This is a genomic window from Aeromonas sp. INTO2 (assembly GCF_049860605.1).
GTDB classification, from domain to species: domain Bacteria; phylum Pseudomonadota; class Gammaproteobacteria; order Enterobacterales; family Aeromonadaceae; genus Aeromonas; species Aeromonas caviae.
Genome location: NZ_CP187588.1, coordinates 3,887,501 through 3,903,131, shown reverse-complemented (window position 1 = coordinate 3,903,131; position 15,631 = coordinate 3,887,501). Strand labels below are relative to the sequence as shown.

The window sequence follows — 15,631 nt, the reverse complement described above, 5'->3', positions numbered from 1 at the left end:
TCACCAGCCTTTTTGCGCTGTAGACTGAGAGTATTTCACACCGTTCACGACTCTCGGTGCACCAGCAATCCGGACCGCCTCATCGTCCGGGCCAACACAAAACGGTGTTGAGACAGAGCTGTCCCGTGGGGACAGAGTGGGTCACTTATCAGCGAGCTGAGGAACCCTATGGTTTACTCTTATACCGAAAAAAAACGCATACGTAAGGACTTCGGTAAGCGAGACCAGGTACTGGACACGCCTTATCTGTTGTCCATTCAGCTGGACTCCTTCAAGCAGTTCATCGAGGCTGACCCGGAAGGTGAGTACGGCCTAGAAGCCGCCTTCCGTAGCGTTTTCCCGATCACCAGTTACTCCGGTAGTGCTGAGCTTCAGTATGTCAGCTATCGCCTGGGTGAGCCGGTATTTGACGTAAAAGAATGCCAGATCCGTGGAGTGACCTACTCCGCGCCGCTGCGTGTCAAGCTTCGTATGGTTCTGTACGACCGTGAAGCAGCTGCCGGCACCGTCAAAGACATCAAGGAACAAGAAGTTTACATGGGCGAAATTCCGCTCATGACCGAAAACGGCACCTTTGTCATCAATGGTACCGAGCGGGTCATCGTCTCCCAGCTGCACCGCAGCCCGGGCGTCTTCTTCGACCACGATAAAGGCAAAACACATTCATCCGGTAAGGTGCTTTATAACGCTCGCGTTATCCCCTACCGTGGCTCCTGGCTGGACTTCGAGTTCGATGCGAAAGACAACCTGTTTGTCCGTATCGACCGTCGTCGTAAACTGCCGGCCTCCATTATTCTGCGCGCCCTGGACTTCAGTTCCGAAGAAATCCTGGCCACCTTCTTCGAGACCATCGGTTTCGAGGTCAAGGATGGCAAGTTGATGATGGATCTGGTGCCCGAGCGCCTGCGTGGCGAGACCGCGACCTTCGACATCATTGCCAATGGCGCCGTGGTGGTTGAAACCGGTCGTCGTGTCACTGCCCGTCACATCCGTCAGCTGGAAAAAGACGGCATCACCCAGATCGAGGTGCCGGTAGAGTATGTTGTTGGCAAAGTTGCAGCCAAGAACTATGCACATCCGCAGACTGGTGAAATGGTCGTGGCTGCCAACCAGGCCCTGAGCCTGGAAGCAGTTGCCAACCTGTCCCAAGCCGGCTTCAAGCACTTCGAGGTTCTGTTCACCAACGAACTGGACCACGGTGCCTACATGTCCGAGACCCTGCGTATCGACTCCAGCTCCAGCCGCCTAGAAGCCCTGGTCGAGATCTATCGCATGATGCGTCCGGGCGAGCCGCCCACTCGCGAAGCGGCCGAGCAGCTGTTCGAGAACCTGTTCTTCTCTTCCGAGCGTTACGACCTGTCTACCGTAGGTCGGATGAAGTTCAACCGCCGTTTGGGTCGTGAAGACGAGACAGGCGTTGGCGTGCTGACCAAGGACGATATCGTCGAGGTCATGAAGCGCCTGATCGATATCCGTAACGGTAACGACGAAGTGGACGATATCGACCACCTTGGTAACCGTCGTATCCGTTCTGTCGGTGAAATGGCCGAGAACCAGTTCCGTGTTGGTCTGGTCCGTGTCGAGCGTGCGGTGAAGGAGCGCCTGTCTCTGGGCGATCTGGACACCCTGATGCCGCAGGATCTGATCAACGCCAAGCCGATCTCCGCCGCGGTCAAAGAGTTCTTTGGTTCCAGCCAGCTGTCCCAGTTCATGGACCAGAACAACCCGCTGTCCGAAGTGACCCACAAGCGCCGTATCTCCGCGCTGGGCCCGGGCGGTCTGACCCGTGAGCGTGCCGGTTTCGAAGTGCGAGACGTACACCCGACCCACTACGGTCGTCTGTGCCCCATCGAAACGCCGGAAGGTCCGAACATCGGTCTGATCAACTCGCTGTCCGTGTATTCCCGCACCAACGAGTACGGTTTCCTCGAGACCCCGTACCGCAAGGTGATCGACGGTGTGATCACCGACGAAGTGGATTACCTGTCTGCGATTGAAGAAGGCAAGTACGTGATCGCACAGGCCAACGCCGCGACCACCGAAGATGGCCGTCTGAAAGATGAATTGATCCCGTGCCGTCACAAAGGTGAATCCACCTTTATGAACGCCGACCAGATCCAGTACATGGACGTGAGCCCGCAACAGATCGTCTCTGTGGCAGCGGCCCTGATCCCGTTCCTGGAACACGATGACGCGAACCGCGCATTGATGGGTTCAAACATGCAACGTCAGGCTGTACCGACCCTGCGAGCTGACAAGCCGCTGGTAGGTACCGGTATGGAACGCGCAGTGGCCGTTGACTCCGGTGTGACCGTAGTGGCCAAGCGTGGCGGCATGATCGACTATGTCGATGCCTCCCGTATCGTTATCAAGGTCAACGAAGATGAGCTGCTGCCTGGCGAAGCCGGCATCGACATCTACAGCCTGACCAAATACACCCGTTCCAACCAGAACACCTGTATCAACCAGCGTCCGTGCGTGATGTTGGGTGAGCCGGTGATGGCGGGCGACGTACTGGCTGACGGCCCGTCCACCGATCTCGGTGAACTGGCGCTGGGTCAGAACCTGCGCGTCGCGTTCATGCCGTGGAACGGTTACAACTTCGAAGACTCGATCCTGGTGAACGAGCGTGTTGTTCAGGAAGATCGCCTGACCACCATTCACATCCAGGAACTGGCCTGTATCTCCCGTGACACCAAGCTGGGTCCGGAAGAGATCACTGCTGACATCCCGAACGTGGGTGAAGCCGCTCTGTCCAAGCTGGACGAGTCCGGGATCGTCTACGTGGGTGCGGAAGTGAAGGGCGGCGACATTCTGGTCGGCAAGGTGACTCCGAAAGGTGAAACCCAGCTGACTCCGGAAGAGAAGCTGCTGCGCGCCATCTTCGGTGAGAAGGCGTCCGACGTGAAGGACTCTTCCCTGCGAGTGCCGAACGGTGTGTACGGTACCGTGGTTGACGTGCAGGTCTTTACCCGCGATGGCGTGGAAAAAGACAAGCGCGCCAAAGAAATCGAAGAGATGCAGTTGAAGGAAGCGAAGAAGGACTTGACCGAAGAGTTCAAGATCCTGGAAGACGGCATTTTCGGCCGTTCCCGCAACCTGCTGCTGGCCGCCGGTTACAGCGAAGATCGTCTGAACAAGCTTGATCGTTCCAAGTGGTTTGAGCTGGCCATCGAAGATGAAGCCAAGCAAATCGAGCTGGAGCAGATCGCTGAACAGCACGTTGAGCTGAAGGCCGAGTTCGACAAGAAATTCGAGAACAAGCGTCGCAAGATCATCCAGGGCGATGACCTGGCGCCGGGCGTACTGAAGATCGTCAAGGTCTATCTGGCCGTCAAGCGTCGCATCCAGCCGGGTGACAAGATGGCGGGCCGTCACGGTAACAAGGGTGTTATCTCCAAGATCTGTCCGGTCGAGGATATGCCCCATGACGAGTACGGCCGTCCGGTCGACATCGTACTGAACCCGCTGGGTGTACCATCTCGTATGAACATCGGTCAGATCCTCGAAGTGCACCTGGGCCTCGCGGCCAAGGGCATCGGCGAGAAGATCGACCGCATGATCAAAGAACAGCGCGAGCTGCACGAGATGCGCGAGTTCCTGCAACAGGTCTATGACCTGGGCGAGAAGGACTCCCAGCAAGTGAACATTGCTGAACTGTCTGACGACGACGTGCGTACCCTGGTGGGTAACCTGCGTAAGGGTCTGCCGGTGGCTACACCTGTCTTTGATGGTGCCAAAGAGCGCGAAATCAAAGCCTTGCTGAAGCTGGCCGATCTGCCGGAATCCGGTCAGATCTCCCTGTTCGACGGTCGTACCGGTAACGCCTTCGAGCGCAAGGTCACCGTGGGTTACATGTACATGCTGAAGCTGAACCACCTGGTAGACGACAAGATGCACGCGCGTTCTACCGGTTCCTACAGCCTGGTTACCCAGCAGCCGCTGGGTGGTAAGGCGCAGTTCGGTGGTCAGCGGTTCGGTGAGATGGAAGTGTGGGCCCTGGAGGCTTACGGTGCGGCATATACCCTGCAGGAAATGCTGACCGTCAAGTCTGACGATGTGAACGGCCGTACCAAGATGTACAAGAACATCGTGGATGGCGACCACCGTATGGAGCCGGGCATGCCCGAATCCTTCAACGTATTGCTGAAGGAAATCCGCTCTCTGGGTATCAACATCGAGCTGGACGAAGAGTAAGAGCTCGCTCTTATTGTTCGAGAATTGACGTGGGCGCCCCGCTGTTTCGGCAGCCGGGGCGCCGAGGTTAGACTCCTGACAGGGGAAACACGTGAAAGACTTACTCAAGTTTTTGAAGGCTCAGACCAAGACCGAAGAGTTTGACAGTATCAAGATCGGTCTGGCCTCTCCTGACATGATCCGCTCCTGGTCATTCGGTGAGGTCAAAAAGCCTGAGACCATCAACTACCGGACTTTCAAGCCGGAGCGTGATGGTCTGTTCTGCGCCCGTATCTTCGGACCGGTGAAGGACTACGAGTGTCTGTGCGGCAAGTACAAGCGCCTGAAACACCGTGGTGTGATCTGCGAGAAGTGCGGTGTAGAAGTGACCCAGACCAAGGTCCGTCGTGAGCGCATGGGCCACATCGAGCTGGCCAGCCCGACTGCCCACATCTGGTTCCTGAAGTCCCTGCCGTCCCGTATCGGTCTGCTGCTGGACATGACCCTGCGTGACATCGAGCGCGTGCTGTATTTCGAATCCTATGTAGTGATCGAACCCGGCATGACTAACCTCGAGCGCAGCCAGATGCTGTCCGAAGAGAACTATCTGGACGCACTGGAAGAGTGGGGCGACGAATTCGACGCCAAGATGGGTGCCGAGGCCATTCTGGCCCTGCTGCGCGCCATCGATCTGGAAGGTGAAGTCAAAGCCATGCGTGAGGAGCTGGATCAGACCAACTCCGAGACCAAGCGCAAGAAGACCACCAAGCGTCTGAAGCTGATGGAAGCCTTCCTGCAATCCGGCAACAAGCCGGAGTGGATGATCATGACAGTGCTGCCCGTGCTGCCGCCGGACCTGCGTCCGCTGGTACCGCTGGACGGCGGCCGTTTCGCGACCTCCGATCTGAACGATCTGTACCGTCGCGTGATCAACCGTAACAACCGCTTGAAGCGTCTGCTGGATCTGGCTGCGCCGGACATCATCGTGCGCAACGAAAAGCGCATGCTGCAAGAGTCCGTGGACGCCCTGCTGGACAACGGCCGTCGTGGTCGTGCCATCACCGGTTCCAACAAGCGCCCGCTGAAATCCCTGGCCGACATGATCAAGGGTAAGCAAGGTCGTTTCCGTCAGAACCTGCTGGGTAAGCGTGTCGACTACTCTGGTCGTTCCGTTATCACCGTAGGTCCGACCCTGCGTCTGCATCAATGCGGTCTGCCGAAGAAGATGGCACTTGAGCTGTTCAAGCCCTTCATCTACGGCAAGCTGGAATCCCGCGGTCTGGCGACCACCATCAAGGCCGCCAAGAAGATGGTGGAGCGCGAGGAAGCCGTCGTTTGGGACATCCTGGACGAAGTGATCCGCGAACACCCGGTTCTGCTGAACCGTGCGCCGACCCTGCACCGTCTGGGTATCCAGGCGTTTGAACCGACCCTGATCGAAGGCAAGGCCATCCAGCTGCACCCGCTCGTCTGTGCCGCCTATAACGCGGACTTCGACGGTGACCAGATGGCGGTCCACGTACCGCTGACCCTGGAAGCCCAGCTGGAAGCGCGTGCCCTGATGATGTCCACCAACAACATCCTGTCGCCTGCCTCCGGTGAGCCGATCATCGTTCCTTCCCAGGACGTGGTCTTGGGTCTGTACTACATGACCCGTGCCCGTATCAACGCCAAGGGCGAAGGTATGGTGCTGTCCGGCCCGAAAGAGGCCGAGAAGGTCTACCGTGCCGGTCTGGCCGACCTGCATGCTCGCGTCAAGTGCCGCATCACCGAGTACGTGAAGAACGAAGCCGGTGAGCTGGTTGCCAAGACCGAGATGAAGAATACCACCGTTGGTCGTGCGATCTTGAGCCTGATCCTGCCCAAAGGCATGGAATACGCTCTGATCGACGAGCCGAAGGTACTGACTGCTGCAGAGCAGGCTGACCTGGACGCCAACCCGCAGAACTGGATCAAGTGCGTCTCCAACAAGGCGCTGGGCAAAAAGCTCATCTCCCGTCTGCTGAACACCTGCTATCGCAAGCAGGGCCTGAAGGATACCGTCATCTTCGCTGACCAGCTGATGTATACCGGTTTCCACTACGCGGCCCTGTCCGGTGCCTCTGTTGGTATCGATGACATGGTCATCCCGGATGCCAAGAAAGACATCATCGCTGCTGCAGAAGCTGAAGTTGCCGAGATCCAGGACCAGTTCCTGTCCGGTCTGGTGACCGCGGGCGAACGCTACAACAAGGTTATCGATATCTGGGCCAGCGCGAACGATCGCGTCTCCAAGGCCATGATGGACAACCTTTCCAAGGAGCGTAACGTCAACTCCCTGGGCGATGAGGAAGAGCAAGCCTCCTTCAACAGCATCTTCATGATGGCCGACTCTGGTGCGCGGGGTTCCGCCGCCCAGATCCGTCAGCTGGCCGGTATGCGTGGCCTGATGGCCAAGCCGGATGGCTCCATCATCGAAACGCCGATCGTGGCGAACTTCCGTGAAGGTCTGAACGTACTGCAGTACTTCATCTCCACTCACGGTGCTCGTAAAGGTCTGGCGGATACCGCGCTGAAGACAGCGAACTCCGGTTACCTGACCCGTCGTCTGGTTGACGTGGCCCAGGACATGGTGATCACCGAGGACGATTGCGGCACTACCGACGGTCTGTGGATGACTCCGCTGATCGAGGGTGGCGACGTGGTCGAGCCGCTGCGTGAGCGCGTGTTGGGTCGTGTGGTGGCCGAAGACGTGATCAAGCCGGGTACCGAGGATGAAGTGCTGGTAGCGCGCAACACCCTGCTCGACGAGCAGCTGTGTGACCTGCTGGAGCGCAACTCCGTCGACCGCGTGAAGGTACGTTCTGCCATCACCTGTGAGACCGACTTCGGTAACTGTGCTCACTGCTACGGCCGTGATCTGGCCCGTGGTCACCTGGTTAACAAGGGTGAGGCTGTCGGTGTTATCGCCGCTCAGTCCATCGGTGAACCGGGCACCCAGCTGACGATGCGTACCTTCCACATCGGTGGTGCCGCATCCCGAGCGGCTGCCGAGAGCAGCATCCAGGTGAAGAACACCGGTAGCATCAAGTTGCAGAACGCCAAGTTCGTTCTGAACAACTCTGACAAGCTGGTTATCACCTCCCGTTCTACCGAGCTGACCATCATGGACGAGATGGGCCGTACCAAGGAAAGCCACAAGCTGCCTTACGGTTCCGTGCTGGAAGTGAAGGATGGCGAAGCGGTGAACGCCGGTGATACCGTCGCGAACTGGGACCCGCACACCCACCCGATCATCACCGAAGTAGCGGGTCGCCTGCACTTCGAACACATGATCGACGGTGTGACCATCACTCGTCAGACCGACGAGCTGACCGGTCTCTCTTCCATCGTCGTGCTGGATGTCAACGAGCGTCCGAGCGCCGGTAAAGAGATGCGTCCGACCGTGAAACTGGTCGATCTGAACGGCAAGGATGTGATGATCCCGGGCACCGACGTTCCCGCCCAGTACTTCCTGCCGGGCAAGGCGATCGTGAACCTGGAAGATGGTGCCAACGTGGGCGTGGGTGACGCGGTTGCGCGTATCCCGCAAGAGTCCAGCGGTACCAAGGACATCACCGGTGGTCTGCCGCGCGTTGCGGATCTGTTCGAAGCACGTCAGCCGAAAGAGCCGGCCATCTTGGCCGAGATCTCCGGTACCATCTCCTTCGGGAAAGAGACCAAGGGCAAACGCCGTCTGGTCATCACCCCGACCGATGGTGGCGAGATCTATGAAGAGATGATTCCGAAATGGCGTCACCTCAACGTGTTCGAAGGTGAAAAAGTTGAGAAGGGTGAAGTGCTGGCGGACGGTCCCGAGTCTGCTCACGATATCCTGCGTCTGCGCGGTATCAGCCCGGTCGCCAACTACATCGCCAACGAAGTGCAGGACGTTTACCGTCTGCAAGGCGTTAAGATCAACGACAAGCACATCGAAGTCATCGTGCGTCAGATGCTTCGCAAGTGCGAGATCCTGAGCGCTGGCGACACCGACCTGATCGAAGGTGAGCAGGTTGAAGTGGCCCGTGTGAAGATTGCCAACCGTAAACTGGTTGCCGAAGGCAAGACCCCGGCTACCTACCGTCATATCCTGATGGGTATTACCAAGGCATCTCTGAGCACCGAGTCCTTCATCTCCGCGGCTTCCTTCCAGGAGACCACCCGCGTGCTGACCGAAGCAGCCGTTGGTGGCAAGCGTGATGAACTGCGCGGCCTGAAAGAGAACGTGATCGTTGGTCGTCTGATCCCGGCGGGTACCGGCTTTGCCTACCATCACAGCCGCATCAACCAGCGTGCCGCCGCAGCCCGTGCTGTCGGTGTGCCGCAGGTGACTGCCGATGAAGCTCAGCAAAACCTGGCGGATCTGCTCAACGCAGCCGGCAGTTTTGACGAAGAGTAATCTTCCGCAGCAGTGATCGAAAAGGGCCCCTTCTAGGGGCCCTTTTTTTATTTCCCATCCGGCGCCCAGCGTGCACTGGGCTGGGGCAGGGGGATGATCCAGTGCAAGGTTATAGAGCAAAAAATCAAAAAAAGTTGACATTGCCCCGTCGCAACTGAAAACTCGGGAAAGTTGAATGGGTATTACAGGGGTAGAACATGGCTGTCGGTATCGAGGAAGTACTGCTTCCCGAAGAGCAACTGAGCGGTCGCGCTTTTACAGACGAAGACAGGGAGCTGTTGCGTTCATATGGGGGCCTTATCGAAGGCCTGGCCGATCTGTTCGGCAAGCACTGCGAGGTGGTGCTCCACTCCCTGGAAAATCTGCATGAGTCCGTGATCCAAATCGCGAATGGTTTCAATACGGGTCGAACTCTGGGGGCGCCGATCACCGATCTCGCCCTGCGGATGCTCAAGGACATCGAGAGCACGGGTCAGGATCACACCCAGAGTTATTTTGCCCGCAGTCGGACCGGTGCCTTGATGAAGTCGAGCACCATCGCCATCCGTAACCGAAACAAGCAGGTGATCGGCCTTATCTGCATCAACCTGCACATCAATGCACCTTTCCACGAGTTCGTGGCCGAATTCTTCCCGACGCCACAGCAGGTGGAGCGGCAATCACCGGAGACCTTCGCCAACAGCGTCGAAGAGCTGGTTGCCCAGACGGTGGACAACACCATCGACGAGATCAATCGTGATCCCTCCGTGGCCAACAATGCCAAGAACCGTTTTATCGTGACCCAGTTGTTCGAGAAGGGCATATTTGATATCAAGGACTCGATCAACCTGGTCGCCGACAAGCTGAATATTTCCAAACATACCGTGTATCTCTACATCCGACAGCGCAAGCAGGGTGAAGAAGAGAGCGAGTAAGCGCCATAGATAGGGGATAGATAACAATGGCTAAAGAAGTGATTGCAACCGACAAGGCGCCTGCCGCAATTGGCCCTTATGTCCAGGCTACCAAGCTGGGTGAGCTGGTCTTTACCTCCGGGCAGATCCCGCTCGATCCGGCCACCATGGACATCGTTGCCGGTGGCATCGAGGCTCAGGCAGAGCAGGTGATGAAGAATCTGGTTGCCGTCTTGAAAGCCGCAGGGGCCGATACCAGCAAGGTGCTGAAGACCACCTGCTTCCTGAGTGACATGAACAACTTCGTGGCCTTCAACCAGGTGTATGCCCGCTACTTTGGCGAGTCCGCCCCGGCACGTTCCTGCGTGGAAGTTGCTCGTCTGCCCAAGGATGTACTGGTCGAAGTCGAAGCCATCGCCTACGTCTGAGCCTGTTTCATTGGAAAAGCCCCTCCCAGGAGGGGCTTTTGCGTCTGTGAGGTAGAATGGATACACCGCTGTGCAGGAGTGCGATCATGAGTCTGAATTTTGCTCTGCTGGTCACCGGGCCCGCCTATGGCACCCAGACGGCCAGCACGGCCTATCGTTTTGCCCTGAGTCTGGTCGAGCAGGGACACCGCTTGTCCCACCTCTTCTTCTATCAGGAGGGGGTGTGCAATGCCAATGGCCTCCATGCGCCAGCCAGCGATGAGACCGACCTGGTGGCGTTGTGGCGCGAGTTGGCCATCCAGCAGGGCATCCGCATCGATGTGTGTGTGGCTGCGGCCATGCGCCGTGGCGTGCTGGATGAGCAGGAGGCCAAGGGAATGGGACGGGAGCATTTCAATCTGGAAGCCCCATTCTGCCTGAGCGGGCTCGGTCAGTTGGCGGAAGCCGCACTGACCGCTGATCGCTTCGTACAGTTCTAGGGGGACAAGATGACCAGAATAGCGTTTATCTCACGGCGTGGTCCCCATGGTTCGGCGAGTGGTCGGGAGGGGCTGGATGCCCTGCTGGCCACCTCTGCATTGACGGAGTCCCTGGCACTCTTTCTGGTGGGCGATGGCGTGATGCAACTGGTGAGGGAGCAATCGCCACACGCCATATTGCAGCGTCACTACGCCCCGACCTTCAAGATGCTGGAGCTGTATGACATCGAGGAGATCTATGTCTGTGCGGTGTCACTGGCTGAGCGAGGACTGACGGCGGCGGATTTGCTAATCCCAGTTATTTCGCTCTCTCCTGCGGAAATTCGCCGTAGCTGGGCGGGTTTCACCACCCACATCTGCTTCTGAGGTGCCCGTGATACAGCTGATATTGAACTCTCCCTTCATGAGCCAGGATCTCGAGTTGGCGTTGCGTTACCGCATGGAAGGGGATCTGGTGGTGTTGATGCAGGATGCCGTGATGGCGGCTGCTGCCCCCGGGTGGTGCAAGCGCTTGGCAGACGTCCCCCTTTACGTCATGAAGGAAGACTTGAAAGCGAGAGGCTTGTCATCCGGGATCGGGATGGAACTCGATATGCCGGGTTTGATCAGGTTGATCGCCGAGCACGGATCACCGCAGACCTGGGGCGGTTAGGCTTGGTTTTCCTTTTTATCTCAGTTGCTTAGCATAATGTCATTCGACTGTCATTTGCCATTTCGGTGTGCAAATTGTATAAATCTTGACTCCCCAGACAACAGGGCATAAAATTTCGCGTCCCCGTATCTGCGGGGAGGATTTTTCACACGTTTATGAAGTCATTATCAGGAGCCTTTTGATGGCAACTATTAACCAGTTGGTTCGCAAGCCACGCATCAAGCTCGTTGTGAAAAGCAACGTGCCGGCGCTGGAAGCGTGCCCTCAGAAGCGTGGCGTATGCACCCGTGTATACACCACCACCCCGAAGAAGCCTAACTCTGCACTGCGTAAAGTATGCCGTGTACGTCTGACCAACGGCTTCGAAGTCACCTCCTACATCGGTGGTGAAGGTCACAACCTGCAAGAGCACTCTGTTGTTCTGATCCGTGGCGGTCGTGTAAAAGACTTGCCAGGTGTTCGTTATCACACCGTTCGTGGTGCGTTGGACTGTGCCGGTGTTAAAGACCGTAAGCAGGCTCGCTCCAAGTACGGCGTGAAGCGTCCGAAAGCTTAATGGTTCTCCGTTAAGTAAGGCCAAACGTTAATTCGTTTCTAGTTAGATAACTTTCTAGTTTTGGGTAACCCCTGAAGTTACGGAGAATTTGAAATGCCAAGACGTCGTGTTGTTGGTCAGCGTAAAATCCTGCCGGATCCCAAGTTCGGATCTGAGCTGCTGGCTAAATTTGTCAACGTAGTAATGGTTGACGGTAAGAAATCTGTTGCAGAAGCCATCGTATATGGCGCCCTGGACATCATTGCCACCAAATCTGGCAAAGAGCACCTGGCCCTGTTCGAAGTCGCTCTGGACAACATTCGTCCGGCGGTCGAGGTTAAATCTCGTCGCGTCGGTGGTGCAACCTATCAGGTGCCGGTAGAAGTTCGTCCGGTACGTCGCAATGCTCTGGCAATGCGCTGGTTGGTTGATGCCGCTCGTAAACGTGGTGAAAAATCAATGGCTCAGCGTTTGGCTGGCGAGCTGCTGGATGCCGCTGACAATAAGGGTTCGTCTGTCAAGAAACGTGAAGACGTTCACCGTATGGCTGAAGCGAACAAGGCCTTCGCTCACTTCCGCTGGTAATCCGCTTGCGCAGGGTCTTCTGACTCTGCGCACCTTTAATTATCTGGGGACAAGCGCCCTAGTAAGAGGATGACAATGGCTCGTACAACCCCCATTGAGCGTTATCGTAATATCGGTATCTCCGCTCACATCGACGCCGGTAAGACTACTACTACCGAGCGCGTTCTGTTTTACACCGGTGTAAGTCACAAGATCGGTGAAGTTCACGATGGCGCCGCCACCATGGACTGGATGGAACAGGAACAAGAGCGTGGTATCACCATCACCTCCGCCGCGACCACCGCTTTCTGGTCCGGTATGGGTAAACAGTTCCAACCGCACCGTATCAACATCATCGATACCCCGGGCCACGTTGACTTTACTATCGAAGTAGAGCGTTCCATGCGTGTTCTGGATGGCGCCGTGATGGTGTACTGTGCCGTAGGTGGCGTACAGCCCCAGTCTGAAACCGTATGGCGTCAGGCTAACAAGTACAAGGTTCCCCGTATCGCGTTCGTCAACAAGATGGACCGTACCGGTGCCAACTTCCTGCGCTGCGTTGAGCACATCAAGACCCGTCTGAAAGGTAACCCGGTTCCTCTGCAACTGAACATCGGTTCCGAAGAGAACTTCAAGGGCGTTATCGACCTGGTCAAGATGAAAGCCATCAACTGGAGCGAAGCTGACCAGGGCGTATCCTTCGACTACGAAGACGTCCCGGCTGAGCTGCTGGAACAGGCGCAAGAAATGCGCATGAACCTGGTTGAAGCCGCTGCTGAAGCGTCTGAAGACCTGATGGAAAAATACCTGGGTGGTGAAGAACTGACTGAAGAAGAGATCAAGAAAGCTCTGCGTCAGCGTGTTCTGAACAACGAAATCATCCTGGTTACCTGTGGCTCCGCGTTCAAGAACAAGGGCGTACAGGCCATGCTGGATGCCGTGGTCGAGTACCTGCCGGCTCCGACCGACGTTGCTGCTATCGACGGTCTGAAGCTGGATGGCGAGACCAAGGACGAGCGTCACGCTTCCGATGACGAGCCGTTCTCTGCTCTGGCATTCAAGATTGCTACCGACCCGTTCGTGGGCAACCTGACCTTCTTCCGTGTTTACTCCGGTGTGGTCAACTCCGGTGACTCCGTGCTGAACTCCGTTAAAGAGAAGCGCGAGCGTTTCGGCCGTATCGTTCAGATGCACGCCAACAAGCGTGAAGAGATCAAAGAAGTTCGCGCAGGCGACATCGCTGCTGCCATCGGCCTGAAGGACGTCACCACCGGTGACACCCTGTGTGACGAAAGCGCACCGATCATCCTGGAGCGTATGGAATTCCCGGAACCGGTAATCTCCATCGCCGTTGAGCCGAAATCCAAGGCTGACCAGGAGAAGATGGGCCTGGCTCTGGGCCGTCTGGCTCAGGAAGATCCGTCCTTCCGCGTATGGACCGACGAAGAATCTGGCCAAACCATCATCGCCGGTATGGGTGAGCTGCACCTGGACATCATCGTTGACCGTATGCGTCGCGAGTTCAAGGTAGAAGCCAACGTAGGTAAGCCGCAGGTTGCCTACCGTGAAACCATCCGCAACACCGTCAAGGACATCGAAGGCAAGCATGCCAAGCAGTCCGGTGGTCGTGGTCAGTACGGTCACGTCGTTATCGACATGTACCCGCTGGAAGAAGGCAAAGCCTACGAATTCGTCAACGACATCAAGGGTGGCGTGATTCCGGGCGAATTCATCCCGGGTGTTGACAAGGGTATCCGCGAGCAGCTGAAGTCCGGCCCGCTGGCAGGCTATCCGGTAATGGATCTGGGTGTGCGTCTGCACTTCGGTTCCTACCACGATGTCGACTCTTCCGAACTGGCGTTCAAGATCGCTGCTTCTCTGGCGTTCAAGGCTGGCTTCATGAAGGCCAACCCGGTACTGCTCGAGCCGATCATGAAGGTCGAAGTCGAGACTCCGGAAGACTACATGGGCGACGTGATCGGTGACCTGAACCGTCGTCGCGGCCTGATCGAAGGCATGGAAGATGGCCCGTCCGGCAAGATCGTACGTGCGCTGGTGCCGCTGGCCGAAATGTTCGGTTACGCCACCTCCCTGCGTTCTGCTACTCAGGGTCGTGCTTCCTACGCCATGGAATTCGCCAAGTATCACGATGCCCCGACCAACGTCGCCCAGGCCGTGATCGAAGAGCGCAAATCCAAGTAATTTAAGATTCCCCGCCTACGACGGTAGGCGGGTTTAACCTAGAAGGACTACGTCGTGTCTAAAGAAAAATTTGAGCGTAATAAACCGCACGTAAACGTCGGCACCATCGGCCACGTTGACCACGGTAAAACCACCCTGACCGCCGCCATCACCAACGTGCTGGCCAAGCACTTCGGTGGTAAAGCTTTCGCCTTCGACCAGATCGACAAGGCACCTGAAGAGCGTGAGCGTGGTATCACCATCAACACCTCCCACGTAGAATACGACACTGCTACCCGCCACTACGCCCACGTAGATTGCCCGGGTCACGCCGACTACGTTAAAAACATGATCACCGGTGCTGCCCAGATGGACGGCGCAATCCTGGTAGTAGCAGCGACTGACGGCCCGATGCCGCAGACTCGTGAGCACATCCTGCTGGGTCGTCAGGTAGGCGTTCCGTACATCATCGTGTTCATGAACAAGTGCGACATGGTAGATGACGAAGAGCTGCTGGAACTGGTCGAGATGGAAGTTCGCGAACTGCTGTCCGAGTACGACTTCCCGGGTGATGACCTGCCGGTAGTCCGTGGTTCCGCACTGAAAGCGCTGGAAGGCGAAGCTCAGTGGGAAGAGAAGATCCTGGAACTGGCTGGCCACCTGGACACCTACATTCCGGAGCCGGAGCGTGCGATTGACCAGCCGTTCCTGATGCCTATCGAAGACGTATTCTCCATCGCAGGCCGTGGTACCGTAGTAACCGGTCGTGTAGAGCGCGGTATCGTCAAGGTTGGTGAAGAAGTGGAAATCGTTGGTATCAAAGATACCACCAAGACCACCTGTACCGGCGTTGAAATGTTCCGCAAACTGCTGGACGAAGGTCGTGCAGGTGAGAACGTTGGCGCACTGCTGCGTGGCGTGAAGCGTGAAGACGTAGAGCGTGGTCAGGTACTGGCCAAGCCGGGCACCATCAAGCCGCACACCAAGTTCGAATCCGAAGTGTACGTGCTGTCCAAAGAAGAAGGTGGTCGTCACACCCCGTTCTTCAAGGGCTACCGTCCGCAGTTCTACTTCCGTACTACCGACGTGACCGGTACCATCGAACTGCCGGAAGGCGTAGAGATGGTAATGCCGGGCGACAACATCAAGATGGTTGTTACCCTGATTGCGCCGATCGCGATGGACGACGGCCTGCGTTTCGCCATCCGTGAAGGTGGCCGTACCGTAGGTGCTGGTGTTGTAGCTAAAGTTATCGCTTAATCGATACTTTATATGCACACATGAAAGGGGTGGCTTCGGCCACCCC

General features: G+C 57.0%; 11 protein-coding genes. All 11 read left to right on the top strand.

All coding sequences use genetic code 11. The annotated features are described in order from the left end of the window. Positions 1 to 168: 168 nt before the first annotated feature. A complete protein-coding gene (gene rpoB, locus ACPW74_RS18455; protein WP_279982085.1) occupies positions 169 to 4,197 on the top strand; it encodes a DNA-directed RNA polymerase subunit beta in 4,029 nt (1,342 codons plus the stop codon). 91 nt (positions 4,198 to 4,288) lie between these two features. Continuing rightward, positions 4,289 to 8,593 carry a DNA-directed RNA polymerase subunit beta' gene (rpoC, locus tag ACPW74_RS18450; RefSeq protein WP_010675955.1) on the top strand — a complete coding sequence of 1,435 codons (4,305 nt, stop codon included), beginning with the start codon at positions 4,289 to 4,291 and terminating at the stop codon, positions 8,591 to 8,593. 197 nt (positions 8,594 to 8,790) lie between these two features. Next, the gene (locus ACPW74_RS18445; protein WP_279982083.1) at positions 8,791 to 9,507 is read left to right on the top strand and encodes a helix-turn-helix transcriptional regulator; all 717 of its coding nucleotides are present in this window, start codon (positions 8,791 to 8,793) and stop codon (positions 9,505 to 9,507) included. Between the two features lie 26 nt (positions 9,508 to 9,533). Next, positions 9,534 to 9,914: a RidA family protein gene (locus tag ACPW74_RS18440; RefSeq protein ID WP_010675953.1), complete on the top strand. Its 381-nt coding sequence runs from the start codon at positions 9,534 to 9,536 to the stop codon at positions 9,912 to 9,914. Positions 9,915 to 10,000: 86 nt separating this feature from the next. Next, the gene (gene tusD / locus ACPW74_RS18435; protein WP_010675952.1) at positions 10,001 to 10,393 is read left to right on the top strand and encodes a sulfurtransferase complex subunit TusD; all 393 of its coding nucleotides are present in this window, start codon (positions 10,001 to 10,003) and stop codon (positions 10,391 to 10,393) included. Positions 10,394 to 10,402: 9 nt separating this feature from the next. After that, on the top strand, positions 10,403 to 10,759 hold the full coding sequence (gene tusC / locus ACPW74_RS18430; protein ID WP_253583690.1) for a sulfurtransferase complex subunit TusC: 357 nt from the start codon (positions 10,403 to 10,405) through the stop codon (positions 10,757 to 10,759). 7 nt (positions 10,760 to 10,766) lie between these two features. Further along, complete coding sequence (tusB, locus tag ACPW74_RS18425) at positions 10,767 to 11,045, top strand: sulfurtransferase complex subunit TusB (RefSeq protein ID WP_109112497.1); 279 nt, start codon at positions 10,767 to 10,769, stop codon at positions 11,043 to 11,045. Positions 11,046 to 11,226: 181 nt separating this feature from the next. After that, positions 11,227 to 11,601, top strand: coding sequence for a 30S ribosomal protein S12 (gene rpsL, locus ACPW74_RS18420; protein WP_005306278.1), 375 nt, complete (start codon positions 11,227 to 11,229; stop codon positions 11,599 to 11,601). Between the two features lie 93 nt (positions 11,602 to 11,694). Beyond that, positions 11,695 to 12,165: a 30S ribosomal protein S7 gene (gene rpsG / locus ACPW74_RS18415; protein ID WP_010675949.1), complete on the top strand. Its 471-nt coding sequence runs from the start codon at positions 11,695 to 11,697 to the stop codon at positions 12,163 to 12,165. A 75-nt stretch (positions 12,166 to 12,240) separates the two neighbouring features. Next, positions 12,241 to 14,346 carry an elongation factor G gene (gene fusA / locus ACPW74_RS18410; protein ID WP_010675948.1) on the top strand — a complete coding sequence of 702 codons (2,106 nt, stop codon included), beginning with the start codon at positions 12,241 to 12,243 and terminating at the stop codon, positions 14,344 to 14,346. Positions 14,347 to 14,400: 54 nt separating this feature from the next. Beyond that, complete coding sequence (gene tuf, locus ACPW74_RS18405; protein ID WP_005306325.1) at positions 14,401 to 15,585, top strand: elongation factor Tu; 1,185 nt, start codon at positions 14,401 to 14,403, stop codon at positions 15,583 to 15,585. The last annotated feature ends 46 nt before the right edge of the window (positions 15,586 to 15,631 follow it).